27 protein-coding genes and 1 pseudogene are annotated in these 23,835 nt (G+C 58.3%); 16 read left to right on the top strand and 12 right to left on the bottom strand.

Translation table 11 applies throughout. The features are described 5' to 3' along the window. Nucleotides 1-111: 111 nt before the first annotated feature. Nucleotides 112-318, top strand: a complete 207-nt coding sequence (locus ACF0H7_RS26475) for a hypothetical protein (RefSeq protein ID WP_397449788.1) — start codon at nucleotides 112-114, stop codon at nucleotides 316-318. Nucleotides 319-427: 109 nt separating this feature from the next. Here ACF0H7_RS26475 and ACF0H7_RS26480 read toward each other — a convergent pair whose 3' ends face one another. Then, nucleotides 428-1,012 carry a YajG family lipoprotein gene (locus ACF0H7_RS26480; RefSeq protein ID WP_397449789.1) on the bottom strand — a complete coding sequence of 195 codons (585 nt, stop codon included), beginning with the start codon at nucleotides 1,010-1,012 and terminating at the stop codon, nucleotides 428-430. Nucleotides 1,013-2,185: 1,173 nt separating this feature from the next. Between ACF0H7_RS26480 and mqo the strand changes: the two are divergent. Then, a pseudogene (mqo, locus tag ACF0H7_RS26485) lies at nucleotides 2,186-3,695 on the top strand (malate dehydrogenase (quinone)). 94 nt (nucleotides 3,696-3,789) lie between these two features. Here mqo and ACF0H7_RS26490 read toward each other — a convergent pair. The 7 genes from ACF0H7_RS26490 to ACF0H7_RS26520 form a co-directional block, all read right to left on the bottom strand. Then, nucleotides 3,790-4,236: a hypothetical protein gene (locus ACF0H7_RS26490; protein WP_397449790.1), complete on the bottom strand. Its 447-nt coding sequence runs from the start codon at nucleotides 4,234-4,236 to the stop codon at nucleotides 3,790-3,792. A 59-nt stretch (nucleotides 4,237-4,295) separates the two neighbouring features. Next, nucleotides 4,296-4,742, bottom strand: a complete 447-nt coding sequence (locus ACF0H7_RS26495) for a hypothetical protein (RefSeq protein WP_397449791.1) — start codon at nucleotides 4,740-4,742, stop codon at nucleotides 4,296-4,298. A gap of 88 nt (nucleotides 4,743-4,830) precedes the next feature. After that, nucleotides 4,831-5,280, bottom strand: a complete 450-nt coding sequence (locus ACF0H7_RS26500; protein ID WP_397449792.1) for a hypothetical protein — start codon at nucleotides 5,278-5,280, stop codon at nucleotides 4,831-4,833. A 243-nt stretch (nucleotides 5,281-5,523) separates the two neighbouring features. Further along, nucleotides 5,524-5,811 carry a PA4642 family protein gene (locus ACF0H7_RS26505; protein ID WP_397449793.1) on the bottom strand — a complete coding sequence of 96 codons (288 nt, stop codon included), beginning with the start codon at nucleotides 5,809-5,811 and terminating at the stop codon, nucleotides 5,524-5,526. Nucleotides 5,812-5,880: 69 nt separating this feature from the next. Next, on the bottom strand, nucleotides 5,881-6,369 hold the full coding sequence (locus tag ACF0H7_RS26510; protein WP_397449794.1) for a hypothetical protein: 489 nt from the start codon (nucleotides 6,367-6,369) through the stop codon (nucleotides 5,881-5,883). Nucleotides 6,370-6,544: 175 nt separating this feature from the next. Beyond that, nucleotides 6,545-7,018: a WbuC family cupin fold metalloprotein gene (locus tag ACF0H7_RS26515; protein ID WP_397449795.1), complete on the bottom strand. Its 474-nt coding sequence runs from the start codon at nucleotides 7,016-7,018 to the stop codon at nucleotides 6,545-6,547. 2 nt (nucleotides 7,019-7,020) lie between these two features. Continuing rightward, a complete protein-coding gene (locus tag ACF0H7_RS26520; protein WP_397449796.1) occupies nucleotides 7,021-7,578 on the bottom strand; it encodes a hypoxanthine-guanine phosphoribosyltransferase in 558 nt (185 codons plus the stop codon). Between the two features lie 205 nt (nucleotides 7,579-7,783). Between ACF0H7_RS26520 and upp the strand changes: the two genes are divergently transcribed. After that, nucleotides 7,784-8,422, top strand: coding sequence for a uracil phosphoribosyltransferase (gene upp, locus ACF0H7_RS26525; RefSeq protein ID WP_397449797.1), 639 nt, complete (start codon nucleotides 7,784-7,786; stop codon nucleotides 8,420-8,422). Further along, on the top strand, nucleotides 8,422-9,699 hold the full coding sequence (locus ACF0H7_RS26530) for a uracil-xanthine permease family protein (protein WP_397449798.1): 1,278 nt from the start codon (nucleotides 8,422-8,424) through the stop codon (nucleotides 9,697-9,699). Before upp ends, ACF0H7_RS26530 begins: the two co-directional genes overlap by 1 nt. 132 nt (nucleotides 9,700-9,831) lie before the next feature. On the opposite strand, the gene hemH is transcribed toward ACF0H7_RS26530, so the two are convergent. Next, nucleotides 9,832-10,857 carry a ferrochelatase gene (gene hemH / locus ACF0H7_RS26535; protein WP_397449799.1) on the bottom strand — a complete coding sequence of 342 codons (1,026 nt, stop codon included), beginning with the start codon at nucleotides 10,855-10,857 and terminating at the stop codon, nucleotides 9,832-9,834. Between the two features lie 13 nt (nucleotides 10,858-10,870). Next, on the bottom strand, nucleotides 10,871-11,773 hold the full coding sequence (locus ACF0H7_RS26540; RefSeq protein WP_397449800.1) for a TIGR01777 family oxidoreductase: 903 nt from the start codon (nucleotides 11,771-11,773) through the stop codon (nucleotides 10,871-10,873). A 303-nt stretch (nucleotides 11,774-12,076) separates the two neighbouring features. Here ACF0H7_RS26540 and ACF0H7_RS26545 point away from each other — a divergent pair, with 303 nt between their 5' ends. From ACF0H7_RS26545 to ACF0H7_RS26600, 12 genes are all read left to right on the top strand, one after another. Continuing rightward, a complete protein-coding gene (locus ACF0H7_RS26545) occupies nucleotides 12,077-13,063 on the top strand; it encodes an NAD(P)/FAD-dependent oxidoreductase (RefSeq protein ID WP_397449801.1) in 987 nt (328 codons plus the stop codon). Then, on the top strand, nucleotides 13,059-13,274 hold the full coding sequence (locus tag ACF0H7_RS26550; RefSeq protein ID WP_397454029.1) for a TIGR02450 family Trp-rich protein: 216 nt from the start codon (nucleotides 13,059-13,061) through the stop codon (nucleotides 13,272-13,274). The genes ACF0H7_RS26545 and ACF0H7_RS26550 overlap by 5 nt, the downstream gene beginning before the upstream one ends. 263 nt (nucleotides 13,275-13,537) lie before the next feature. Next, nucleotides 13,538-14,500 carry a YbgA family protein gene (locus tag ACF0H7_RS26555; RefSeq protein WP_397449802.1) on the top strand — a complete coding sequence of 321 codons (963 nt, stop codon included), beginning with the start codon at nucleotides 13,538-13,540 and terminating at the stop codon, nucleotides 14,498-14,500. A 3-nt stretch (nucleotides 14,501-14,503) separates the two neighbouring features. After that, a complete protein-coding gene (locus tag ACF0H7_RS26560; RefSeq protein WP_397449803.1) occupies nucleotides 14,504-15,448 on the top strand; it encodes a MerR family transcriptional regulator in 945 nt (314 codons plus the stop codon). A gap of 10 nt (nucleotides 15,449-15,458) precedes the next feature. Then, nucleotides 15,459-16,904 (top strand): deoxyribodipyrimidine photo-lyase, encoded by a 1,446-nt coding sequence (gene phrB / locus ACF0H7_RS26565; RefSeq protein WP_397449804.1) that lies wholly within the window; start codon nucleotides 15,459-15,461, stop codon nucleotides 16,902-16,904. Beyond that, nucleotides 16,897-17,319 carry a nuclear transport factor 2 family protein gene (locus tag ACF0H7_RS26570; protein WP_397449805.1) on the top strand — a complete coding sequence of 141 codons (423 nt, stop codon included), beginning with the start codon at nucleotides 16,897-16,899 and terminating at the stop codon, nucleotides 17,317-17,319. Before phrB ends, ACF0H7_RS26570 begins: the two co-directional genes overlap by 8 nt. Next, complete coding sequence (locus ACF0H7_RS26575) at nucleotides 17,316-18,104, top strand: SDR family NAD(P)-dependent oxidoreductase (protein WP_397449806.1); 789 nt, start codon at nucleotides 17,316-17,318, stop codon at nucleotides 18,102-18,104. The genes ACF0H7_RS26570 and ACF0H7_RS26575 overlap by 4 nt, the downstream gene beginning before the upstream one ends. Then, complete coding sequence (locus ACF0H7_RS26580) at nucleotides 18,101-19,348, top strand: NAD(P)/FAD-dependent oxidoreductase (protein WP_397449807.1); 1,248 nt, start codon at nucleotides 18,101-18,103, stop codon at nucleotides 19,346-19,348. Before ACF0H7_RS26575 ends, ACF0H7_RS26580 begins: the two co-directional genes overlap by 4 nt. Beyond that, the gene (locus tag ACF0H7_RS26585) at nucleotides 19,345-20,145 is read left to right on the top strand and encodes a DUF1365 domain-containing protein (RefSeq protein ID WP_397449808.1); all 801 of its coding nucleotides are present in this window, start codon (nucleotides 19,345-19,347) and stop codon (nucleotides 20,143-20,145) included. Before ACF0H7_RS26580 ends, ACF0H7_RS26585 begins: the two co-directional genes overlap by 4 nt. Next, the gene (locus ACF0H7_RS26590) at nucleotides 20,132-21,394 is read left to right on the top strand and encodes a class I SAM-dependent methyltransferase (RefSeq protein WP_397449809.1); all 1,263 of its coding nucleotides are present in this window, start codon (nucleotides 20,132-20,134) and stop codon (nucleotides 21,392-21,394) included. The genes ACF0H7_RS26585 and ACF0H7_RS26590 overlap by 14 nt, the downstream gene beginning before the upstream one ends. Then, the gene (locus ACF0H7_RS26595) at nucleotides 21,387-21,899 is read left to right on the top strand and encodes a DUF2878 domain-containing protein (RefSeq protein ID WP_397449810.1); all 513 of its coding nucleotides are present in this window, start codon (nucleotides 21,387-21,389) and stop codon (nucleotides 21,897-21,899) included. The genes ACF0H7_RS26590 and ACF0H7_RS26595 overlap by 8 nt, the downstream gene beginning before the upstream one ends. Nucleotides 21,900-21,953: 54 nt before the next feature. Then, nucleotides 21,954-22,268, top strand: a complete 315-nt coding sequence (locus tag ACF0H7_RS26600; RefSeq protein ID WP_397449811.1) for a YkgJ family cysteine cluster protein — start codon at nucleotides 21,954-21,956, stop codon at nucleotides 22,266-22,268. A 122-nt stretch (nucleotides 22,269-22,390) separates the two neighbouring features. Here the strand turns inward: ACF0H7_RS26600 and ACF0H7_RS26605 are convergent, their stop codons facing one another. Beyond that, nucleotides 22,391-22,915 (bottom strand): acyloxyacyl hydrolase, encoded by a 525-nt coding sequence (locus tag ACF0H7_RS26605; protein ID WP_397449812.1) that lies wholly within the window; start codon nucleotides 22,913-22,915, stop codon nucleotides 22,391-22,393. Nucleotides 22,916-23,032: 117 nt separating this feature from the next. Beyond that, nucleotides 23,033-23,830 (bottom strand): glutamate racemase, encoded by a 798-nt coding sequence (gene murI, locus ACF0H7_RS26610; protein ID WP_397449813.1) that lies wholly within the window; start codon nucleotides 23,828-23,830, stop codon nucleotides 23,033-23,035. Nucleotides 23,831-23,835 lie beyond the last annotated feature (5 nt).

Below are 23,835 nucleotides of genomic sequence, written 5' to 3' on the forward strand. Positions count from 1 at the left end.
CCTTTTTTTGCAGTGCTTTTTATCGCGGCGACGAGCAGTCGCCCGTCGTCACCGTAACGTAACCTGAACCCGCCACTGTGTCGCTCCTCGATACCCAATAGTGAGCCACTCATGTTGCACGCAGAGAACCAGGATCGGTTGTATCTGATCGCCCAGAGCGATGAACAGCAAGCGCTGATCGATGCGCTGTCCTTCAACGTGCATGACCGCCATTGGCTGGTCTACTGCGCCCTGGGTGGCCATCAGCATCACGATCTCCCGGAACTGGACCTGCATACGGGTGTGAGCTATTTGGGGTTCTATCAGGAAGCGGCGTAGGCCAGATATGTGATACCTGTAGGAGCGAACTTGTTCGCGAGGCGGTGTGTCAGGAATATAGCCTCGCGAACAAGTTCGCTCCTACAGGGTTACCGCCAATCAGACCGTATTACTGGCCCAACACCTTGCCGATGGTTGGGTCCTGGAACAGGCGGGTCAGCGCATCGCTGAGTACATCGCTGACCAGCTTGGTGTTGGTCTCTTCGTTCGGTGCCATACCGAAGCGCTGATCCAGCGACGCGGCATAACGGCCGTTATAGCTGCGGCCATTGTTCAGCACGTCGGCGCGGAAGGTCGCGGCGATGGTCGCTTCAGTCACGTACAGGCCTTCTTTAGGCGACTGATATTTCAGGTCCGCCAACGTTACGGTGAGCTGTGGCGCGTTGCCATTGTTGCTTGACGGGGTGTAGCCCAACAGCCGCACGGCCGCTTCAGCCTGCTGTTGCAGCTTGGGCAGCAAGTCTGCAGCCTGAACGCTGATAGCGCTGGTTTCCGGGTACAGACCGCCACGGGTCCCCAGGGTTGGCGACGGACGTCCATCGACGACACGGACCACCACTGGCTGGCCATGCCCGACCGGAGCCAGTTGGCTCGTTAGCTTGGGTTGCGGGCTCAGTTGTTGCGGACTGTGGGCACAGCCGACAAGGGTCAAACTGCCTACAGCAAGCAAACCGAACAACAGGCGATTCAACATACTCATCTCTCCAGGGCCAGAATCAATATTGGCGGGCAGTATAGCGGTGCCGACGGGCGGCTCACTAGCTGAATCAGAGCTGAACCCTGTGGTTTAGGTTCCCTGGCAACATTGCGCAGCACATGTTTTTCTCACACATCTCACTGGCGCAATGTCACCTACATGTCACTTGCCTTAGGCAAGCTTCACCTCAGGCAGCCAAACAGGAGCCGTGCCATGAATTTTCTTTGGTCATTGTTCACCCCGCGCCGCAAACATCGCTATTACGCCCTGTTGGACAACAGCGGGGTTTGCCTGTCTTTTCACCACTGCGCCACACCGCCAAACGGCGCTGGGTGGGTGGTAATCAACGGCTTTTGCCCCAGTTGGCTGAACAAGCCGCTGCCCGATAAAGCCCGCGTCAGCACTGGCCCTCACTCCCCAAGAACCACTGTATCGCTGACAAACTGACCGAACGGCTAATAAAAGTCAGTTAATACGATCAATTCCGCCCGTTTCATCGCTATAATCTCCCCCCGATTATAAGGACGTCTCCTGATCGGGCCTCGCAGCATCGCTAATGCCTTGTATTAGCACCCCGCACCGCCCACAGAGAGCCGCCCACACAGATCGTGCGCACGTGTCAGTGCTCGCGGATCCGGTGTCGAAATGCTCGATCCTTTCGAACGTTCCTCGCCAGTCCGCCCTGCCCTTACCTGCATCCGGTCTGCCAGAGCTGCCTTTTCGTCAGTTCTTTTTTGAGGTTCACGACTCCAAAAGAGCGTGAAAAAAACGGGTTTTCACTACTTCACAAGAGTGTGGCGAGCAAATGAATAGTTTTGCGTTTGTACTGACACCATTAACGTCTGTCCCCGCCCTGTTGGACAGGGCTGACCGCTGCTGCGCAGTCTCCTTTACCGGAGCCTGAAGCCTGTCCACTACGGATTTGGTTGCACAAACGGACGCCTTGACGATAGTCGAATTGCCAGTCGAGCCTCAAAGTGAGTTCATAGGAACTCGAAGCCCGGTTGGTGGCGTCCGCTGAAGATGCAAAAAATTGCGAAGAATCGGACATGGCGATCCTGGCCATGAGTGACCTGGGGCACTATCGAATGCACGCCCCTACTACGCATGGCAGCTGACCTCGGGATCGTATGCCGTCAATTTGGTGCTGCAGATTTTGGAGACGCGTTAATGGCGCATAACGAAGCAGTCGATGTGGTATTGGTTGGGGCAGGCATCATGAGTGCCACCCTCGCAGTGCTACTCAAGGAGCTCGACCCCAGCCTCAAACTGGAAGTCGTTGAGTTGATGGATTCTGGCGCTGGCGGAGAGTTCCAACCCGTGGAACAACGCCGGTACCGGTCACGCCGGGCTATGTGAGCTGAACTACACGCCGCAAGCGGCCGACGGCTCCGTCGACATCAAGAAAGCGGTGCACATCAACACTCAGTTCGAAGTGTCGAAGCAATTCTGGTCCTATCTGGCCAGGAAAGGCACGTTCGGCTCCGCGAAATCGTTCATCACTCCGGTCCCTCACCTGAGCTTCGTCCAGGGTGAAGAAGGGGTTTCCTTTCTGAAAGCCCGCTTCGAAGCGATGCACACGCATCATGCGTTCTCGGCGATGGAATACACCGAAGACAAGGCCAAGCTGGCCGAGTGGATGCCGCTGATGATGCCGGGGCGCGCGGCCGACGAGCGTATCGCGGCCACCCGCGTCATGCGAGGGACGGACGTCAACTTCGGCGCCCTGACCAATCAGTTGCTCAAGCACCTCTCCAGTACACCGGATGCGCAGGTCAAGTACTGCAAGCGCGTGACCGGCCTGACCCGCAAGGGTGATGGCTGGAGCGTCAGCATCAAGGACGTCAACACCGGTAATACCCGAGAAGTCGACGCCAAATTCGTATTCCTTGGCGCAGGTGGCGCGGCACTGCCGTTGCTGCAAATGTCCGGTGTCGAAGAAAGCAAAGGTTTCGGTGGTTTCCCGGTCAGCGGCCAGTGGCTGCGTTGCGACAACCCGGAAGTGGTCAAACACCACCAGGCCAAGGTTTACAGTCAGGCCGCCGTGGGTTCGCCGCCGATGTCGGTACCGCACCTGGACACTCGTGTGGTCGACGGCAAAACTTCGCTGCTGTTCGGGCCTTATGCTGGCTTTACCACCAAGTTCCTCAAGCATGGCTCGCTCATGGACCTGCCATTGTCGGTTCGCGTCGCCAACATCGGTCCGATGCTGGCCGTGGCGCGCGACAACATGGACCTGACCAAGTACCTGGTCAGCGAAGTGATGCAGTCGATGGAACAACGTCTTGACTCGCTGCGCCGCTTCTACCCTGAAGTCAAAGCCGAGGACTGGCGCCTTGAAACGGCTGGCCAACGCGTGCAGATCATCAAGAAAGACGCGAAAAAAGGCGGCATCCTGCAATTCGGTACTGAACTGGTATCGGCCAAGGACGGTTCGCTGGCGGCCTTGCTGGGTGCCTCTCCGGGCGCCTCGGTAACCGTGTCGATCATGCTTGACCTGATCCAGCGCTGCTTCGCCGACAAGACGCAGGGTGAGTGGGCGGCCAAGCTCAACGAGATCTTCCCGGCCCGTGAAAAGGCGTTGGAAACCGATGCGCAGCTGTACCAGCGCGTCAACGCAGCGTCCAACGAAAGCCTGGAATTGGTCGAGAAGAGCAGCGAAGCCGAACGCATCGCTTGATGCTTCTCTGATATCAGAGCGTCAATAAAAACCCCGCCTTCGCAGGCGGGGTTTTTTATATCCGTTGTGTCGACTTACGAACGCCGCCGACACACTACTTCATGCTGAACTGCACTGAATATTCTTGGCCCGGCGTAGAACGACTGACCGTGGCGGTGCACGACGCGACAAAACTTCCTTCCGACTTTGCATTTGCCCAGTGAAAGGGCGTTTCTGTAGGCGTGAACCAACCAAACGATTTTTTAACCCCATGCCCTGCCCTGAAGGTGCAGGACTTGTTTCCAGAACTGTAGCGAAACGACACTTCAGAAACAGGCTGATTCGGATGGATAATGTTGAGGTTCGCTCGCGCACCCGCCGGAATATCAAACCTCTCAGGCAATGCATCGCCCAAAGACCAATTAGCTGAAATCAATTTAATTTCATCTATTGTTTGATTGTGCAGCTGGGCAGTCAACGCTTGCCCATTACCTGCGCAAGCGGTATTAAGCGCAAACAGACAACCCGCAAGAATACCCACAGCTCCAATTGCCACTTTCATTACTGAGCTTCCTTTCAAGAAATTTTAGCCATCCTCAAGGAGAGCAAGAACACCTCCTGTTACTCCATATAATAATGCGCTTCAAATTCTTTAAGACGTACATAATTAGTGACTTCTGCTTTGCAGACAGCTTCAGTACGACCCAGAGATTGTGTCTTTGTCCAATGGTGAGGACCGATGAGCGTCATCGGCCCTTTTACCGTTTTTTTGATGGCATGGCCGGTCGTGAAATAGCACGCTTGTGTTGGGGAGCGAATGATAAAATCAACAACGCCCCCCTTCGCATCCAGCGGTACATTAAAAGCACCGACTTCTCCGGCGGGAATAGTGAACGCTTCCCAGTCTCTATCGCCAACATCCCAATTGGGATCCCAGAGATGAACTTCATTTTTAGTGTTGTTTGTGACATACCCCGTAAACGCCATTTTCCCATTCGCCTGAGCGACGTTTATCGAAAAGACACAACACACCCACAGGACGGCCTGTAAAAAACACGTATGACGCATTATTGAAATTCCTTTTTCAATCGTAAAAAGTAGACACCCCTTCGGGCACGCTGAGCAATAGAACCTTTAAAACAGCCGCTCGAAAGGCTTACCCCATAATAAACGTGATGACATAGTTATCTTCCGACTTACGAGTGGGTATCAATGCCCTGCAGATCGCCCCCACGTCCCCGACCGTCTTTGCCTTTGCCCACTCTACCGGTTCGATGGAATACATCAGCCACCCCGTCTTTCGCTCTGGTTTATGACCGACACTGAACTGGCAGGCTTTGCCGCCGGCCCGATAGGTAAATACCGCATCCCCTTCCATACGACTGGAGTGTTTCACCGTGAACGCGCCCTTGTGATAGCGGGGAATGGCATAGTCCTGATACGAGTAACTGCCGAAAGGCCAATCCGCGGACGATAGCGTCAAATCCTCTCCGGTTTTATTGATGATTGTGGAGGTCATTGTCGTAGACGAAGTTGCATAGGCAGAACTTGCACTCCCCATTAAGAAAAGCCACCCGCACACACGCCATATTTGTTTATTCATCATTGAATTCCATTTCAATTAAATAATATTTTCTCAGTGAACTTTTGTACTCAAGGTACGATTAAACGATAACCCAACCCAGCAGATCCCGCACTGAGAATTGGATTATAAAAAAGTAGGAAATATAGAAAGAATCTGTAGTTCAAATAAAAGACAACGACCGCTCCGAGGCATTGCACCTCGGGCGTTTAATTCACGATTTATCGTTCGACGTCCGTAGACGCCTGTAGCTATTGATGAAAAAGGTTAACCACGAGCCTTTTCAATCAGTTCGATGTATTCGTCGGCATTGCGCTGATCGGCAATCAACTCAACGAACGTCTTGCCGTGCTCGTCCTTGCCATCGAGGTCGTAACCGGCCTCGAGGAAGAACACCAGAAAGCGCTCGAAATCATTGATGCGCAGGCCTCGGTAGCCTTTGATCAGTTTGTGCAGCGACGGCGAAGTGGCATCGACTGGTTCAAAGTCGAGGAACAATTTGATCTGCGCATCGCCGATCTCATCACCAATCACCTGCTTCTTATCTTTACGCATTGCTGCTGACTCCAACTGACTCGCGGACATTTCACGGGCTGGCAGTTTACCCCTCGCCCACCCCGACGCTCAACGCGCGTGTAGCTCGGTCGTGTGCAAATCCGCCCAGACATGCCCATTGGCGTAGGTGAGGAACTGGCAATAAACCTTTTCATTGCGCAGCAGATCGATCACGGCCCGGTACTGGGTCATGGGGTAATACAGGGTCAGGGTATGGGTTTTCTCATCGAAGCCTGGCTTTTTCAGGCTTTTGCTTTCGCCGTCGAAGTGCACCAGCACCTCAGACACGGTCGCGCCCTTGTTCATCGGCTTGCCTTTCAGGCGCAGCAATAAAGGGGAAGTGACCGGGATCGGTTGCTGTGTCGACTCGCGCTGACTGCCGATGACCACCGAGTAATCGGTGATCTGTAGCAGTTGCTGCTGCTCCGGCACATCCTCGCGCAACGCCTGGTCGTCAGGCGGCAGGTATTGCGCGTGCATGGGCGGTGTCGTGGCGGCGGCCAGTGGCAGGCTGAACAGCACTAACAAGGCCGCAGTGCTACGAATCAAAAACGTCATGTCGGCTCCCCGGAAAAGCTGGCGAGCACTTTAGCAGCTTCGGCAAGGACCTGTAGGAGCTGCCGAAGGCTGCGATCGATCTGGGCCGCATTCGGAGGAACCGGTCGCCAGGATTTGGGCATTTTGAAGGCTCCGCAATCTGCTTCTGCCAAAGGCGTAGGAGCCAGCTTGCTCGTCAATCGAACTGCGCGCGCATCCAGGCCTGATACTCAGCCACACCGGCTTCACCTTCGCGAGGGGCCCAGTGGGCGATTTCAGCCTCGCTGACCGGCCGATACGGCCCGGCCTTGCACTCGAACATCAGCGTGTCCGGGGCCAGCACCACCAGACCGTGAAACACGCCAGGCGGCAGGTCGACACCGACACAGTCACCACCGGCCTGCATCAAGCGTTTTTCCAGCAATTGCCCATTCTCGTCGAACGTCAGCAGGCCCAGCGCGCCCTTGAGCACCAACAGGCACTCGGCCTTATCGGCGCTCAAATGACGATGCGGCGGCACATAGGTATCAGGTTGCATGCCCACGGCCATCCGATGACAGGGTTCTTCCATCTGGTGAAAGTTATGGTGCTGACGGCCTCGCGGATTGGCCGCAGCTTTCTCGGCCAAATCGATAAACAGCGCCTGATCAAGAAAGCGAAGAGTACTCATCATTACATCCCTTTGACCGCGTAGATTCCGGCCGCGTTACGCCAGTAGCCTTTGTAGTCCATACCGAAACCGAAGATGTAGCGGTCGATGCACGGCAGGCCGACGTAATTGGCTTTCAGGTCTGGACGGGCTTTGCGGTTGTGGTCTTTGTCGATCAGCACGGCGGTGTGCACCGCGCGAGCGCCGGCATGTTTGCAGAAGTCGATGATCGCGCCGAGGGTGTGACCTTCGTCAAGAATGTCATCGATGATCAGGACGTCGCGGTCGATGAACGACACTTCCGGCTTGGCCTTCCAGAACAGGTCGCCGCCGGTGGTTTCGTTGCGGTAGCGGGTAGCGTGCAGGTAGGACGCTTCCAGCGGGAAGTTAAGATGCGTCAGCAGCTTGCCGGAGAAAATCAGGCCGCCGTTCATCACGCAGAACACCACTGGGTTGCTATCAGCCAGTTCGGCGTTGATCTGAGCGCCGACACGGGCGATGGCCGCATCAACTTCAGCTTCTGTGTACAGGCAGTCAGCTTCGCGCATGATTTGACGGATATGCTCGAGATCAGCGGACATGGCGCTCTCCAAGGGGGCGGTAGACGAAAAGCCGGCAAAGGTACGCATCCGTCTCGGCCAGAGCAAGTGTTTCTGGACTAACGTTCCGAATGCAGCCATTAAGTACCACTAACACCGTAGGATAAATCAGCAACAGCCGTAAGACAGCAACCGCCGAATAGATTAATCTGGGCCGTTTTTTTGCCCCCCGCCGGAGCCTTTCCCTATGCCTATCCGTGAGATCCGCCATCCGCTGATCCGCCACAAACTCGGCCTGATGCGCCGTGCCGACATCAGCACCAAGAATTTCCGTGAGCTCGCTCAGGAAGTCGGTGCCCTGCTGACTTACGAAGCGACCGCGGACCTGCCGCTGGAAAGCTACGAGATCCAAGGCTGGGCTGGCACGGTGCAAGTCGAGAAAATCGCCGGCAAAAAAATCACCGTGGTGCCGATCCTGCGCGCCGGCATCGGCATGCTCGATGGCGTGCTCAGTTTGATCCCCGGTGCGAAAGTCAGCGCCGTCGGCCTGGCGCGCAACGAAGCGACCCTGCAAGCGCATACCTACCTGGAAAAACTGGTTCCGGAAATCAACGAACGTCTGGCGATGATCATCGACCCGATGCTGGCCACCGGTAACTCGATGGTCGCGGCCATCGACCTGCTGAAGAAAGCCGGCTGCAAGGAAATTCGCGCGATGGTGCTGGTGGCGGCGCCTGAAGGTATCGCCGCGGTCGAGAAAGCGCACCCTGATGTGATGATCTACACCGCGTCCATTGATGAGCGTCTGAACGAGCACGGTTACATCATTCCGGGTCTGGGCGATGCCGGTGACAAGATATTCGGCACCAAGCAGAAGGACGCCTGATGAAGCCGGATGAATTCAATGATCCACTCTGGCGCACGGTGCTGTCGGGCGCGCAGATGCTGTTCGTGGCCTTTGGCGCACTGGTGCTGATGCCGCTGATTACCGGCCTTGACCCCAACGTCGCACTGTTTACCGCCGGGCTTGGCACACTGCTGTTTCAAGTGGTGACCGGGCGTCAGGTGCCTGTATTTCTCGCCTCGAGCTTTGCCTTTATTACCCCGATCATCCTCGCCAAGGGCCAGTTCGGCCTGGCCGCGACCATGGGAGGGGTGATGGCGGCCGGTTTCGTCTACACCTTCCTCGGCCTGGCCGTGAAGATAAAAGGCACTGGCTTTATCGACCGTCTACTGCCGCCGGTGGTGATCGGCCCGGTGATTATTTCCATTGGTCTGGCGATGGCGCCGATTGCCGCCAACATGGCGATGGGCAAGGCTGGTGATGGCACACAGCTGATTCCTTATCACACAGCGATGATGATCTCGATGCCGGCATTGCTGACCACCGTGATCGTTGCGGTGTTCGGTAAAGGCATATTCCGTCTGGTGCCGATCATCTCCGGCGTGCTGGTGGGCTTTGCCTTGTCGTTCTACTTCGGCGTAGTCGACATGGTAAAAATTGCCGCCGCGCCTTGGCTGGCACTGCCGCACTTCACTGCGCCGGAGTTCAACTGGCAGGCGATTCTGTTCATCGTGCCTGTGGCGCTGGCGCCGGCCATCGAGCATATCGGCGGGGTGATCGCAGTCGGCAGCGTGACCGGGCGTGACTACCTGAAGACCCCAGGCCTGCATCGCACCCTGCTTGGCGACGGTATCGCCACCACTGCTGCCGGATTGTTCGGCGGGCCACCCAACACCACCTACGCCGAAGTCACCGGCGCGGTGATGCTGACCAAGAACTACAACCCGAAGATCATGACCTGGGCGGCGATTTTCGCCATCAGTCTGGCGTTCATCGGCAAGTTCGGTGCGCTGCTGCAAAGCATTCCGGTACCGGTAATGGGCGGGATTCTCTGCCTGTTGTTCGGCTCGATCGCGGCGGTGGGGATGAACACGCTGATCCGGCACAAGGTCGACCTCGCCGAAGCGCGCAACCTGGTGATTGTTTCGGTGACGCTGGTGTTCGGCATTGGTGGCGTACTGATCGGCACCGGCACTGGACCAGACGACTTCGGCCTCAAGGGCATCGCCCTGTGTGCCGTTGTCGCGATTGCCCTGAATTTGCTGCTGCCGGGCAATGACAGCTGGAAGGAAAAGAAGAAGCTGGAAGAGATGCTCTAATACCGCTTCCACTGTAGGAGCGAACTTGTTCGCGAGGCGGTGTATCTGACACACCGCGTCAAGCTGCTCGCCAACAAGTTGGCTCCTACAGTAGAGGGGTCAGACAAGCCGCCATCGCGGGCAAGCCCGCTCCTACAACATCACCGGCGCCCGCTTACACAGCGTATTCAACGCCGCCGCCCAGTTCGGGTCGTCGTTCAAACACGGCACCAGTACCAACTCCTCACCCCCGGCCTCGCGGAATTGCTCTTTGCCGCGATCGCCAATCTCCTCAAGCGTTTCGATGCAGTCCGCAACGAACGCCGGGCACATCACCAGAATCTTTTTCACCCCTTGCTGCGCCAACGCCTCAAGGCGCGCTTCGGTGTAGGGTTCGATCCACTTCGCTCGTCCCAGACGCGACTGAAATGACACCGACCACTTGCCATCGGCCAGCCCCAGGCGCTTGGCGAACAACGCCGCAGAACGCAGGCATTGCGCGCGATAGCAGGTGGCAATCACTTCGGCAGAAGCATTCTGGCAGCAGTCAGCGCCCTTGAAGCAGTGATTGCCGGTGGGGTCGAGCTTGTGCAGATGACGCTCAGGCAGCCCGTGGAAGCTCAGCAACAAATGATCGTGATCCTGCTGCAAGTGCGGGCGAGCATTTTCCACCAGCGCATCGAGGTATTCGGGCTGATCATAGAAAGGTTGCAGCACCGAAAACTGCATCTCCAGGCGCTTGGCTTTTACTACCCGCTTGGCCTCTTCGATCACCGTGGTCACGGTGCTGTCGGCGAATTGAGGGTACAACGGCGCCAGCGTGACGTTGCGAATACCTTGCGCAGCCAGACGGGTCAACACCGTTTCAATCGACGGCTCGCCGTAGCGCATCGCCAGTTCCACCGGGCCATGTTTCCACTCCTTGACCATGGCCTGTTGCAGGCGCTTGCTCAGCACCACCAGCGGCGAACCTTCGTCCCACCAGATCGAGGCGTAGGCATGGGCCGATTGCTCCGGGCGCTTGATCAGGATCAACGACACCAGCAAACGCCGGACCGGCCACGGCAAGTCGATGACGTATGGGTCCATCAAAAATTGATTGAGGTAACTGCGGACATCCGCCACCTGGGTCGAAGCCGGTGACCCCAGGTTCACCAGCAACAGCGCGTGATCAGTCATGCAACATCCTATTTCAGTGGCGGCCCACTACGTCTTCCAAGGCCGCATGCAGATCGGTGAAGCGGAAAGAGAAACCTGCCGCCTGTAATCGAGCCGGTTGCGCCCGTTGGCCCCCCAGCAACAGTACTGACAATTCGCCCAACAGCGTGCGCAAGGCCAATGCCGGCATCGGCATGAACGCTGGCCGGTGCAAAACGGCCGCCAGCATCTTGGCGAATTCGCGGTTGCGCACCGGATGAGGCGCGCAGGCATTATACGGACCCTTGGCGTCGACACGATTCAACAGAAAATCAATCAGGGCAATTTGGTCCTGCAAGTGAATCCATGGCATCCATTGCCGACCGTTGCCAATCGGGCCGCCCAGCCCCAATTTGAACGGCGGCAAAAGGCGCTGCAAAAAGCCGCCGTGGCTCGACAGAACCAGCCCGGTGCGTACCAGCACCACGCGTATACCCAAGGCTTCGGCACGCTGCGCGGTCTCTTCCCAGGCGTCACACAAATGGCTGGCAAAGTCTTCGTTGACTGGCTGGGCCTCTTCGTTCAACTCACGCTCGCCACCGTCGCCATACCAGCCCACCGCCGAACCGGAAATCAGCACCGAGGGTTTCTGCTCAAGGCGCTCAAGCCAGGCCAGCAACTGTTCCGTCAGGCCGATACGGCTCTCCCACAGCAACGCCTTGCGTGCTCGGGTCCACGGGCGATCGGCAATCGGCGCCCCGGCCAGATTGATCACAGCGTCGACCGGCTGCACGCCGAGATCGTCCAGCGTTGCGATGCCATGAACCCCTGCACCACATAGCTTGGCCACCGTCGCCGGCCTGCGGCTCCAGACCGTAAGTTGATGGCCTTGCGCGCTCCAGTGTTTGCAAAGATGGCGCCCGATCAAACCAGTACCGCCGGTCAGCAATATGTGCATGACGTGCTCCTCGCGTGGCGTTCGCCGTAAATCCTTAGTCTACTGATTACAGGTGGCAGCTTTTCAGTCGCGACCTTGAGTTGGCCCTTAGGAAATTGACCAACCCGTTGTCTAAACCATAGGTCACGCCTGAAGACGGTGACGCTTTACGACTCGTTCGGATAGTTGAATAAACTCAATCAGGCACCAGACTGAAGATTTCGAGCCGTACGATCAGCACGCAGCAGTAAGTTATACCGAACAACATTATTGTACAGGTTTTAACTACGGCGTAGTCTGTACGGACAAGGTAACGAGGCCACCATGACTGTACCCATCGCAATCATCGGTACCGGCATCGCCGGACTCTCAGCGGCTCAGGCGCTCCACGCGGCCGGGCACTCTGTCCATCTTTTCGATAAAAGCCACGGCAGCGGCGGCCGAATGTCGACCAAACGCAGTGATGCCGGCGCCCTCGACATGGGCGCGCAGTATTTCACCGCGCGCGACCGGCGCTTCGTCGAAGTCGTTCAGCAATGGCAAGCCCAAGGCTATGTCGCGGAATGGACACCTCAACTCTATAACTACCGCTACGGTCAGCTCAGCCTGTCGCCCGATGAACAGGTGCGCTGGGTTGGCAACCCGCGCATGAGTGCGATTACCCGAGCCATGCGCGGCGACCTGCCGGTGACCTTCTCGTGCCGGATTACTGAAGTGTTTCGCGGTGTCCAGCACTGGAGCCTGCAAGACGCCGAAGGCGTGACCCACGGCCCGTTCAGTCACGTGATTATCGCGACCCCGGCACCGCAGGCGACGACCTTGTTGGCGGCTGCGCCGAAGCTCGCCGGAGTTGCCGCCGGGGTGCTGATGGAGCCGACCTGGGCCGTCGCGCTGGCGTTCGACACGCCGCTGGAAACACCCATGGAAGGTTGCTTCGTCCAGGACAACCCGCTGGATTGGCTGGCCCGTAACCGCAGCAAGCCTGGGCGCGCCAGCACCCCGGACACCTGGGTCCTGCATGCCTCCAGCGCCTGGAGTAAAAAGCATCTGGACCTGCCCAAAGAAGCGGTGATCGAAGCATTGCACGGTGCCTTCGCCGAGTTGCTCGGCTGCGCCATGCCCGCTCCGGCATTCACCCTGGCCCACCGCTGGCTGTATGCCCGACCGGCCACCGCCCATGAATGGGGAACCCTGTCCGACTCCGATCTGGGCGTGTATGTCTGTGGCGACTGGTGCCTCTCCGGCCGCGTCGAAGGGGCATGGCTCAGCGGCCAGGAAGCCGCCCGCCGCCTGTTGGAGCATTTAGATTAACCGCATCAATCCGCGCAAGTTGCTGCTGTCGAAATGGACAGCAGCCCTCCCCCGACACCGCGAAAAACACTTTCTGGTGACCGAGTTGTTCTGCGACGACGAAGGCACTGTGCTGGATATCGAATTGCAGGCGATCCTCACCCGGCGCAGTGAACGCCTGCCGTGGCAAACCCTGCAGGACGCCGACGTCTGGCGTATGGGCTGGCAGTAAGCCGTCCTATGTAGGAGCAGGCTTATCGGATAGCCGCACCGCTGCGATCCAGTGCGAAGCGCTGGCAAAATGGTGAATATCAGATTGCTGGAAAGTCGTTCCGACCTTATCGCAGGCAAGCCAGCTCCTACCGACCGCGCGCCTTGCGCTAGAAATCCGTGACAATTCCTATACAAAAAATTTGACTTGTACAGCCTCGAACCTATGATAGATAAAAATTGTACAGAAAATAATATCTGTACAAGTCTGCGTAGAGGCTTGTCATGACCGACTCACCCGCCCCTCACAAACCCAAGCTCGGCGTCAGCGCCTGTCTGATGGGCGTAGAGGTGCGTTACAACGGCGGGCACAAGGAGTCGCAGCTGTGTACTCAGCGGCTGAAAGAGTATTTCGACTTCGTGCCGGCGTGCCCGGAAGTCGCGATCGGCCTGGGCATCCCTCGCGAGCCTATTCGTCTGATTGGCGATCCGGACCATCCGCAAGCCGTCGGCACGGTGCATACCGAGTTGAACGTGACCCAGCCACTGGCCGATTATGGTCAGCACATGGCACAGCAGATGAGCGACATCTGCGGTTACATTTTCATGCAAAAATCTCCCTCTTGTGGTCTTGAGCGGGTCAAGGTATTTCAGGAAAACGGCCTGCCCACGCCTGTCGGCCGAGGCATTTATGCACAGGCTTTCTGCGCCGCAGTGCCCGATTTGCCCGTGGAAGAAGACGGGCGCCTTAACGACCCGGTACTACGGGAAAATTTCATCACCCGCGTATTCGCCTACGCCGACTGGCAAGCCCTGCGGCGGCAAGGGCTAAGCCGTCGCACCCTGACCGAGTTCCACTCACGCTACAAATACCAACTGATGGCCAACAACCCGGCGCAATACCGGGTGCTGGGGAAAATGCTCGGCTCAATGGCCAAGGCCGATGCCAACGAGGTCGGCCCGCGTTACTTCAGCGCACTGATGACCGCGCTCAAACGCTGTGCCACGCGCGGTACGCACACCAACGTCCTGCAACACCTCAATGGCTATTTCAAAAAAACCATGAGCGAGCCAGACCGCGAGGAAATGCAGCGCCTGATCGCCCAATACCGCCGAGGCGTGGTGCCGCTGGTGGTGCCGCTGACACTGCTCAAGCATCACTTGCGCCAGCACCCGGATTCGTATGTGGCGCAGCAGGTTTACCTGCAACCACACCCGGAAAATCTCAGCTTGCGAAATGCGATTTAGACCATGAAACAGTCGACCGATAACGGGCCCGACGAAACGTCCCTGCCCGACAACTATGCGCAGGCACTGGAACAAGGTTGGCTGCCGATCCGCGAAGTCGCCCGGCAAACCGGGGTCAATGCCGTGACCCTGCGCGCCTGGGAGCGACGTTACGGGCTGGTAGTGCCACAGCGCACGCCCAAGGGCCATCGGCTGTATTCGGCCGAGCATGTGCAACGAATCCTCGCGATTCTGACCTGGCTCAACCGTGGCGTATCAGTCAGCCAGGTCAAGCAGTTGCTGGATGCACAACAACCTATCGCCAGCCAACCGGAAAGCGACTGGGACACCTTGCGCCAGGCCTTGCTCCAGGCCATCAGCCAACTGGCCGAACGCAAAGTCGACGAAACCTTCAACCAGGCGATGGCCCTGTATCCGCCGCGAACACTGTGTGAACAGTTGCTATTGCCGCTGTTGGCGGAGCTTGAGAGGCGTTGGCAGGGCCACTTCGGCGCGCAGTTGGAGCAGGTGTTTTTCTACTCTTGGCTGCGCAGCAAGTTCGGCGCGCGCATCTATTACAACAATCGCCAATTGCACGGCGCCCCGCTGTTGCTGGTCAACCAGTCGGACGTGCCCATGGAGCCGCATCTGTGGCTCACCGCCTGGCTGATCAGCAGCGCCGACTGCCCGGTAGAAATCTTCGATTGGCCGGTGCCGGTGGGCGAACTGGCGCTGGCGGTGGAATACCTGCAACCCCGCGGGGTGCTGTTGTATTCGAGTAAATCGCTGAACCTGCCGTTACTGCCCCGCCTATTGGCAAACATCGCCTGCCCGAAATTGATTTCCGGACCAACGGTACGCATCCATTTCGACGAGCTATCCGTATGTACCACTGAGATTGACGGATTGACCCTCGCCGAAGATCCGCTGACTGCCCAGGCCGAGCTGCAACGCCTGGGGCTCATCTAAGGAAAGACACATGCAACTAATATGGCTGCGCTGCGATCTGCGCCTACACGACAACACCGCCCTGAGTGCCGCCCTGCAACGCGGGCCAAGTGTCGCCGTGTACCTGATCAGCCCCGGACAATGGCAAGCCCATGACGATGCCGCCTGCAAGGTGGACTTCTGGTTGCGCAATCTGGTCGAGCTGAGCCAAGCCCTGGGCGAACTGAATGTGCCGTTGTTGATTCGTCACGCCGACACCTGGGACCAGGCGCCGGCCGTACTGCTGAAGCTGTGCCGGGAACTGGGCGTCGAAGGCCTGCACCTCAATGAAGAATATGGCATCAACGAGACCCGTCGCGACCGCGAGGTAGCCGAGACCCTGCAAAACGCCGGCGTTCATTTCCACAGTTACCTTGATCAATTGCTGTTCAAGCCCGGCAGTGTTCTGACCAAGACCGGCAGTTACTTTCAGGTCTACAGCCAGTTCCGCAAGGTCTGTTACGCGCGCTTGCACGAGGCCATGCCTTCAATGGTGCACGCGCCGAAAGCGCAGCCTCCGGTGCACATCCACAGCGACAGCGTGCCGTACACCGTCGCCGGCTTAAGCACGCCGAGTGAATCGCTACGCGCGCTGTGGCCCGCCGGCGAAGCCGAGGCGCGTCGGCGTCTGGAAATGTTCACCGACGAACAGATCAACTACTACCAGAGCGAACGGGATTTCCCGGCAAAGCCCGGCACCAGTCAGCTGTCGGCGTACCTTGCGGCGGGCGTGCTGTCGCCGCGTCAGTGCCTGCATGCCGCGCTGATGAGCAATCACGGCGAGTTCGAGACCGGCAACATCGGCGCCGTCACCTGGATCAACGAACTGCTGTGGCGCGAGTTCTACAAGCACATCCTGGTCGGTTACCCGCGGGTTTCCCGGCACTGTGCTTTCCGCCCGGAAACCGATGCCGTGCAATGGCGCGATGCCCCGGAAGAGTTGGCGGCCTGGCAGGAAGCACGCACCGGGTTGCCGATCATCGACGCCGCCATGCGCCAGTTGCTGGAAACCGGCTGGATGCACAACCGGCTGCGCATGGTCGTGGCGATGTTCCTCACTAAAAATCTGTTGATCGATTGGCGTCTCGGCGAGCGATTTTTCATGCAGCACCTGATCGACGGTGACCTCGCCGCGAACAACGGCGGCTGGCAGTGGAGCTCATCCACCGGCACCGACTCGGCGCCCTATTTCCGCATTTTCAATCCACTCAGTCAGTCAGAAAGATTCGATGGCGACGGGCGTTTTCTCAAGCAGTGGTTACCTGAATTGGCAGAGCTGAACAAAAAAGAAATTCATAACCCGGCAGCGGCTGGCGGGTTGTTCGGTGTGGCCGATTATCCAAGGCCCATCGTCGACCTGGGCAAGAGTCGCGAACGTGCCCTGGCGGCCTTCAAAAACCTGCCGCCGCGCCAGGCAATGGGAGGTCGCCATGAGTGATTTCCTGCGCAGTTTTGCCCAACGCTTTGCCGCACTGGACAAAGATAATCTGCACCAGTTGCGGGAACTGTACAGCGATGACGTGGTGTTTACCGACCCGCTGCACGAAGTCCACGGGCTGCGCGATGTACAGCGTTACTTCGGTGAAATGTACGCCAACGTCAGCCAACTGCGTTTCGACTTCTATGCCTTCGACCAGGTTCGTGAAGGCAAGGGTTACTTGCGCTGGACAATGAGCTACCGCCACCCGCGCCTGAACGCTGGCCAGTTGATTCGGGTCGAGGGCTGCTCGCACTTGTTGTGGAACGACAAGGTTTACCAGCACCGCGACTTCTTCGATGCCGGCGCCATGCTTTATGAGCACGTCCCCGTTCTCGGCAGGGCGATTGCCTGGCTGAAAAGGAGGCTCGCATGAACCTCGACAAGGAACGCAGCATCTGGCTGACCGGCGCCAGCAGCGGCATTGGTCTGGCCCTGGCCGAAGAACTGCTCAAGGCCGGCCACCGTCTGGCCCTGACCGCACGCACGGTCGGGCCACTGGAAGCGCTGGACGAACGTTATCCGCATCAGGTGTTGCTGGCGCCGGGCGACATCACCGACAACGAACAGGTGATGGAGATCGGCGAGCGCATCGCCCAGGTCTGGGGTTCGCTGGACACGGTGATTCTCAACGCGGGAACTTGCGAATACGTCAACTGCAAACACTTCGATGCGGCGCTGGTTGAGCGTGTGGTGCGCACCAACCTGTTGGCCAGCAGTTACTGCGTACAGGAAGCGTTGCCGCTGTTACGACTGGGCAGAGACCCACACCTGGTGGCTGTTTGCAGCTCGGTGACCTTCCTGCCGTTGACCCGGGCCGAGGCTTATGGCGCCTCCAAGGCGGGTCTGCGCTACCTGTTTCAGGCGCTGCGCATCGACCTGGCCCACGAAGGGATCGACGTCACCATCGTCAGCCCCGGTTTCGTCGACACGCCGCTGACCGCCAACAACGACTTCCCGATGCCCATGCGCTGGCCCGCGGACAAAGCCGCGCGGCACATCGCCGAACGCCTGCTGCGGCTTAAACGGCCATTGGAAATCGCCTTTCCAACCCCGTTCATTTTCGCTCTGCGCCTGCTGGCGTTATTGCCCACACGCCTGCAACTGGCGCTGACCAGACGCATGGTTCGCTCACCCGACATGGAGAAGGACATCCCATGAATATCGCGATCATCGGCAGTGGTATCGCCGGGCTGACGACGGCCCATCTGCTTAATCGTCGGCACTCCATCAGTGTCTTCGAAGCAGAGGAATGGGTAGGTGGCCACACCCATACGGTGGATGTCACGGTCGATGGTCAGCAGCACGCGATCGACACCGGTTTCATTGTGTTCAATGACTGGACCTATCCGAATTTCATTCGCTTGCTTGGCACCCTTGGCGTCACGTTCAAAGCCACCGAAATGAGCTTTTCGGTGTGCGATCCCGATTCCGGCATCGAGTACAACGGCAACTCCCTGAACAGCTTGTTCGCGCAACGCAGCAACCTCTGCTCACCGCCCTTCTGGGGCATGTTGCGCGACATTTTGCGCTTCAACCGCGAAGCCCTGACAGACCTGCACAGTCACCGTATCGCCGCCGACACCACCCTCGGCGCGTACCTGAAAAACGGCGGTTACGGCCAGCGCTTCACCGAGCACTACATCGTGCCGATGGGCGCGGCGATCTGGTCGATGTCGCTGGCCGACATGCTGAGCTTCCCCCTGCAATTCTTTGTGCGCTTCTTCAAGAATCATGGACTGCTATCGGTCAACCATCGGCCGCAATGGTGCGTGATCGAAGGCGGGTCGCGCAGCTACATCGAGCCGTTGACGGCGGGCTTTCACAACAAAATCCGCCTGAGTTGCCCGGTGAGTCGGGTCGAGCGCGATGACCAGGGTGTCGTGGTCCATAGCCGCGCGGGCAGCGAGCGTTTCGACAAGGTGGTGTTTGCTTGCCACAGTGATCAGGCACTGCAACTGCTGGCTCAGCCAACCGAGGCCGAACAACACATCCTCGGCGCCCTGCCCTACGCCGAAAATGACGTGGTCCTGCACACCGATGTGCAATTGCTGCCCAAACGCCCATTGGCCTGGGCCAGCTGGAACTACCGTCTCGGCGGCGATGGTCAGCATCCAGCGGCAGTGACCTACGACATGAACATCCTTCAAGGCCTGACGTCCGACACCCGTTTCTGCGTCAGTCTGAACCAGACGGCGGCCATCGACCCGAGCAAAATCCTCGCGCGTTATCGCTACGCACACCCGCAATACAGCCTGAGGGCGGTGGCGGCGCAAGCTCGTTGGGAGGAACTGCACGGCGCCCACAACACCTATTACTGTGGCGCGTACTGGGCCAACGGTTTCCACGAGGACGGCGTGGTCAGTGGCCTGCGAGTGGCGCAAGCCTTCGGAGAACTGCTGTGAACAGCGCCCTCTACAGCGGCTGGATCGCCCATCGGCGGTTCCTGCCCAAGGCCCATGATTTCCGTTATCGGATCGGCCTGCTGTACCTCGACCTGGCTGAACAGGACAGCGTGCTGGGTCTATCGCCTCTGGCTGGCGGCAGTCGATTTTCGCCGTTCTCATTCCGCCAGAGCGACTACCTGCGCGAGTACACCCGCGCGGGCGTGAAACTGATCGACGCGGTGCGCCAGTTGGTCGGCGCAGCCATCGGCCATGCACCACAAGGCAGGATCTGCCTGCTGACCCAGGCGCGCAGTTGGGGATTGGCGTTCAATCCGGTGAGTTTTTTTTATTGCCATGAGAGCGACGGGCGACTGGCGGCGATCCTCTGTGAGGTCAGCAATACGCCGTGGCGCGAGCGCTATCACTACGTCCTGCCGGCCGAGGGTGAAGGTCATCAGCACTTTGCCGTGGCCAAGGCGTTTCATGTCTCACCGTTCCTGCCCCGCGACCTGGAATACCGCATGAGTTTCAGCCCGCCCAGCGACAAGCTCGGCGTGCACATGGCCGATTGGCAAGGTGAACACAAAGTGTTCGACGCCACGCTCAACCTGCATCGGCAGACGCTGAACCGCGCCAGCCTGCATCGTTATTTACTCGCGTACCCGTGGATGACCGCCAAGACCTGTCTGGCGATCTATTGGCAAGCCTTACGCCTGCTGATCAAGCGAATGCCGGTTTTTTCCCATCAGGCCGCCGACGGCGCCTACCGCATTGCCGCCGTGCAACCAAAGGATTCTCGCCATGAAAAGCAGTAGCGTAACGGCCAGTTTCAGCACCAACAGCCTCACCACTCATCTGCTGCGGCGCGGTGTGTTGCGTCAGTTGCAGCAACTGCGACACGGACAGTTGGTGGTGACTGAGGGCGACGAACGTCATGTGTTTGGTGCCGCCGGGGCGCTGCTGCAGGCGCAGATCCACATTCAGGACACGGCGACCTGGGGCCTGGTCGCCAGCAATGGTTCGATTGGCGCGGGTGAAGCGTTTATTCACGGCTATTGGAGTACGCCCGACCTGACCACGGTCATCCGGGTGTTCGTCAGCAACCTCGACGTACTGGATGCGATGGAGGGCGGCCTGGCCCGATTGAGTCGGCCATTCATTCAAGGCCTGCATTGGCTGAATCGAAACACCCGCAAAGGCTCGCAGAAAAACATCGCCGCGCACTACGACCTGGGCAACGAGTTGTTCGAGCAATTCCTCGACCCGACCATGATGTATTCCGCGGCGCAGTTCCTCACGCCAGACGACAGCCTGGAACAGGCGCAGATGAATAAACTGGATCGCATCTGCCAGAAACTCGCACTCAAGCCCACCGACCACTTGCTGGAAATCGGCACCGGCTGGGGCAGCATGGCAATTTATGCGGCGCAGTCCTACGGCTGTCGAGTGACCACTACCACGCTGTCGAAAGAGCAGTTTGCCTACACCGAGGCGCGCATCATCAAGTTGGGTTTGCAGGACCGGATTACCTTGTTGCTGGAGGACTACCGTGACCTCACCGGCGAATTCGACAAGCTGGTGTCCATCGAAATGATCGAGGCCGTAGGACACCGCTTCCTGCCGACCTACTTCAAGCAGTGCGCGCAACTGCTGAAGAAAAACGGTTTGATGGTGCTGCAAGCCATCACCATCCGCGAGCAACGCTACGAGCAAGCGAAGAACAACGTCGACTTTATCCAGCGCTACATCTTCCCCGGCGGCGCCCTGCCGTCGGTGCAGCGGATGCTGGACATCGTCAGTCGCGACACCGACATGAACCTGATGCACATGGAAGATTTCGGCCTGCACTACGCACGCACCCTGCGCATCTGGCACGACAACTTCCGTCACGCTCACGGCTACTTGATGGAATTGGGCTACGACGATTACTTCCTGCGGCTGTGGGAGTTTTACCTGTGCTACTGCGAGGGCGGTTTCCTGGAGCGGACCATCGGCACCGCGCAACTGGTGCTGGCGAAACCCGATGCGCAAGCGCAACCCCTGCTGGGGCGTTTCGATGCCTAAAAACCTGATCAACCTGTTGCTGTTTCAGGTTGGCTGGTTCGCCTGCGTATTGGGCGGCACCAGTCTGTGGTTGCTGGTCGCCGCAGGTGTGTTGCTGGTGCACCTGTTGTGGACCAGTTCATGGCGCAGCGAAGGTGATCTGATCATCAGCGTCACGTTGATCGGCACCCTGGTGGACAGTTTGTTGCTGGCGTGTAACGTCTTTGATTTCGACGCTGGCGGCCCCGTAATCCCGCTATGGCTGGTGGTGCTCTGGGCGCTGCTGGCCACCACGCTCAACCATGGCCTGGCCTGGACCGCCAAGCCGTTGTGGCGCGCCTGCCTGCTGGGCGCAGTGTGTGGACCGCTGTCTTATTACGCGGGCTCAGAGTTGGCAGGCGTGCGGCTGCCGTTGGGGCTGTGGCCCAGCATGCTGCTGCTTGCCGTGATCTGGGCGATGCTGTTTCCGATGTTGTTGTATGTAGCCGATTACTTTCGCTTGCAAACCGAACACCGCCTGCACTGATCGTCGGTCGGTCCGGCAACACAGGCAGCCGACAACGGCATACACTGCGCGCCTATGACCGACTCCCATATCCCAGTGACACAGATTCCTACCGAATCGGTTGTCACCTGTTCGACCTGTGCCGCCTGTTGCTGCCAACTGGAAGTGATGCTGATCACCGACACCGGCGTGCCCGAGCGCTATATCGATACCGACGAATGGGGTGGCGAAGTCATGTTGCGGCTGGACGATGGCTGGTGCGCGGCGTTGGATCGCAACACCATGATGTGCACCATCTATGAAAAGCGCCCGCTGATTTGTCGCGAGTTCGAGACCGGTGAAGCGGATTGTTTGAACGAACGCCAGGGGATTGCGACGGCGTATCGTTGATATCTAAGTCACACCATTACCTGAAGGAGCTGCCAAAGGCTGCGATCGCCTTCGACCTTGAAGGCCCTACGGGTCTATCGCAGCCTGCGGCAGCTCCAACAGGAGTCGCTGTCATTCCAGTATTAGAAATCCAACGGCATGGTGTAGTGCAACGCGTAACTTTCTACACCGGCGTTCGGCTCTTTGATCCCGCCGTTTGAATAGTGAGTCGCGCGAATGCCGATCTCATGCCCACCGGCGAAACGGAAGCCGAAGCCAACACGATCTTCGAACAAGAAGGCCGTACTGAGGTTTTGCGATTCTACACGGGTGCTGGTGAACAGTGCACCGCCGATACCGGCTTCCAGGTACGGCTTGACGCTGCCACTACCGAATTCGTAGACAAATACCGGAGAGAACGAAAAGCTGTTGTTACCTGAGGACTTATCGCCAGTCCAATAGGTGTATGCCGCGTTCCAATTACCCGTCAAACGCCCCACGTCAGTCTGAAACCAACTTTTATCCCAGTCAAACACCACGCCCAAGCGGTAAGTCTGAGTGGATTCTCCTGTCTCCCCTGCAGAGAACTCGATGCCTGCAGCTTGCGCACCAACACTCTGCCCCAGTAATGCGGCCGCAAGCGCAGCCAAACAAAACAGTCGCCTCATTAGAAACACCTTATTTGCCTAAACCGATTTAGAAATTATTGAAATTCAGCAGACTTTTTTATAGAAATCCGGTTTCAGGCAAGGTTCCCTCTCAATCCTGCGGATTTGACACAATGCTTACAGTGCAAAGAATCGCACACTGTCAGATTTTTGCCAGAGTAATGGCAAAATGTTTCGAAAGATTTCTACGTCGCCGCTGGTCCAAAACCGTGTATCTAGAGCAGGGCCGCCCCCCAAAAGATCACATTGGGCGAGTAAACGCTGGAGTTGCCGAGCAACCGCACCACCGGTGTCGATCAAGCTGATCGAGTCCGGCACCATGTCGTGCAGCAAAGGCTTGAGGAAGGGATAGTGGGTACAGCCGAGGATGATGGTGTCGCAGCCAGCAGCCAGTAACGGCTCGACATAACCGCGCAACAAATGGCGAATGGCAGGGCTGGTCAGGTCGCCGGTTTCAATCAGTTCCACCAGCCCTGGGCACGGCTGTGTAACAACCTGGACATCAACCGCAAAACGATCCAGCAATGCTGCGAACTTTGCACTCTGCAAGGTGCCGGTGGTGGCCAGCACGCCCACCCTGCCGCTACGGGTGGCCGCCGCCGCGGGTTTGACCGCCGGTTCCATACCGACGATAGGCCAGTCCGGGTAGCGCTCACGCAAATCGGCGACCGCTGCCACCGTCGCGGTGTTGCACGCCAGCACCAATGCTTTGGCGCCTTGCTGATGGAAAAACTCGGCGATCACCGCGCAACGCTGGCGAATGTACTCAGGGGTTTTCTCGCCGTAGGGAATGTGACCGCAGTCGGCCACGTACAGCAGCGACTCGTTGGGCAACAGGCTGCGAATCTCGCCCAGCACCGACAAGCCGCCTACGCCGGAATCGAAGACGCCAATCGGCGCGTCACTGCGACTCATGCGGT

Origin of the sequence: Pseudomonas sp. NA-150, assembly GCF_044336365.1 — a bacterium.
GTDB lineage: Bacteria > Pseudomonadota > Gammaproteobacteria > Pseudomonadales > Pseudomonadaceae > Aquipseudomonas.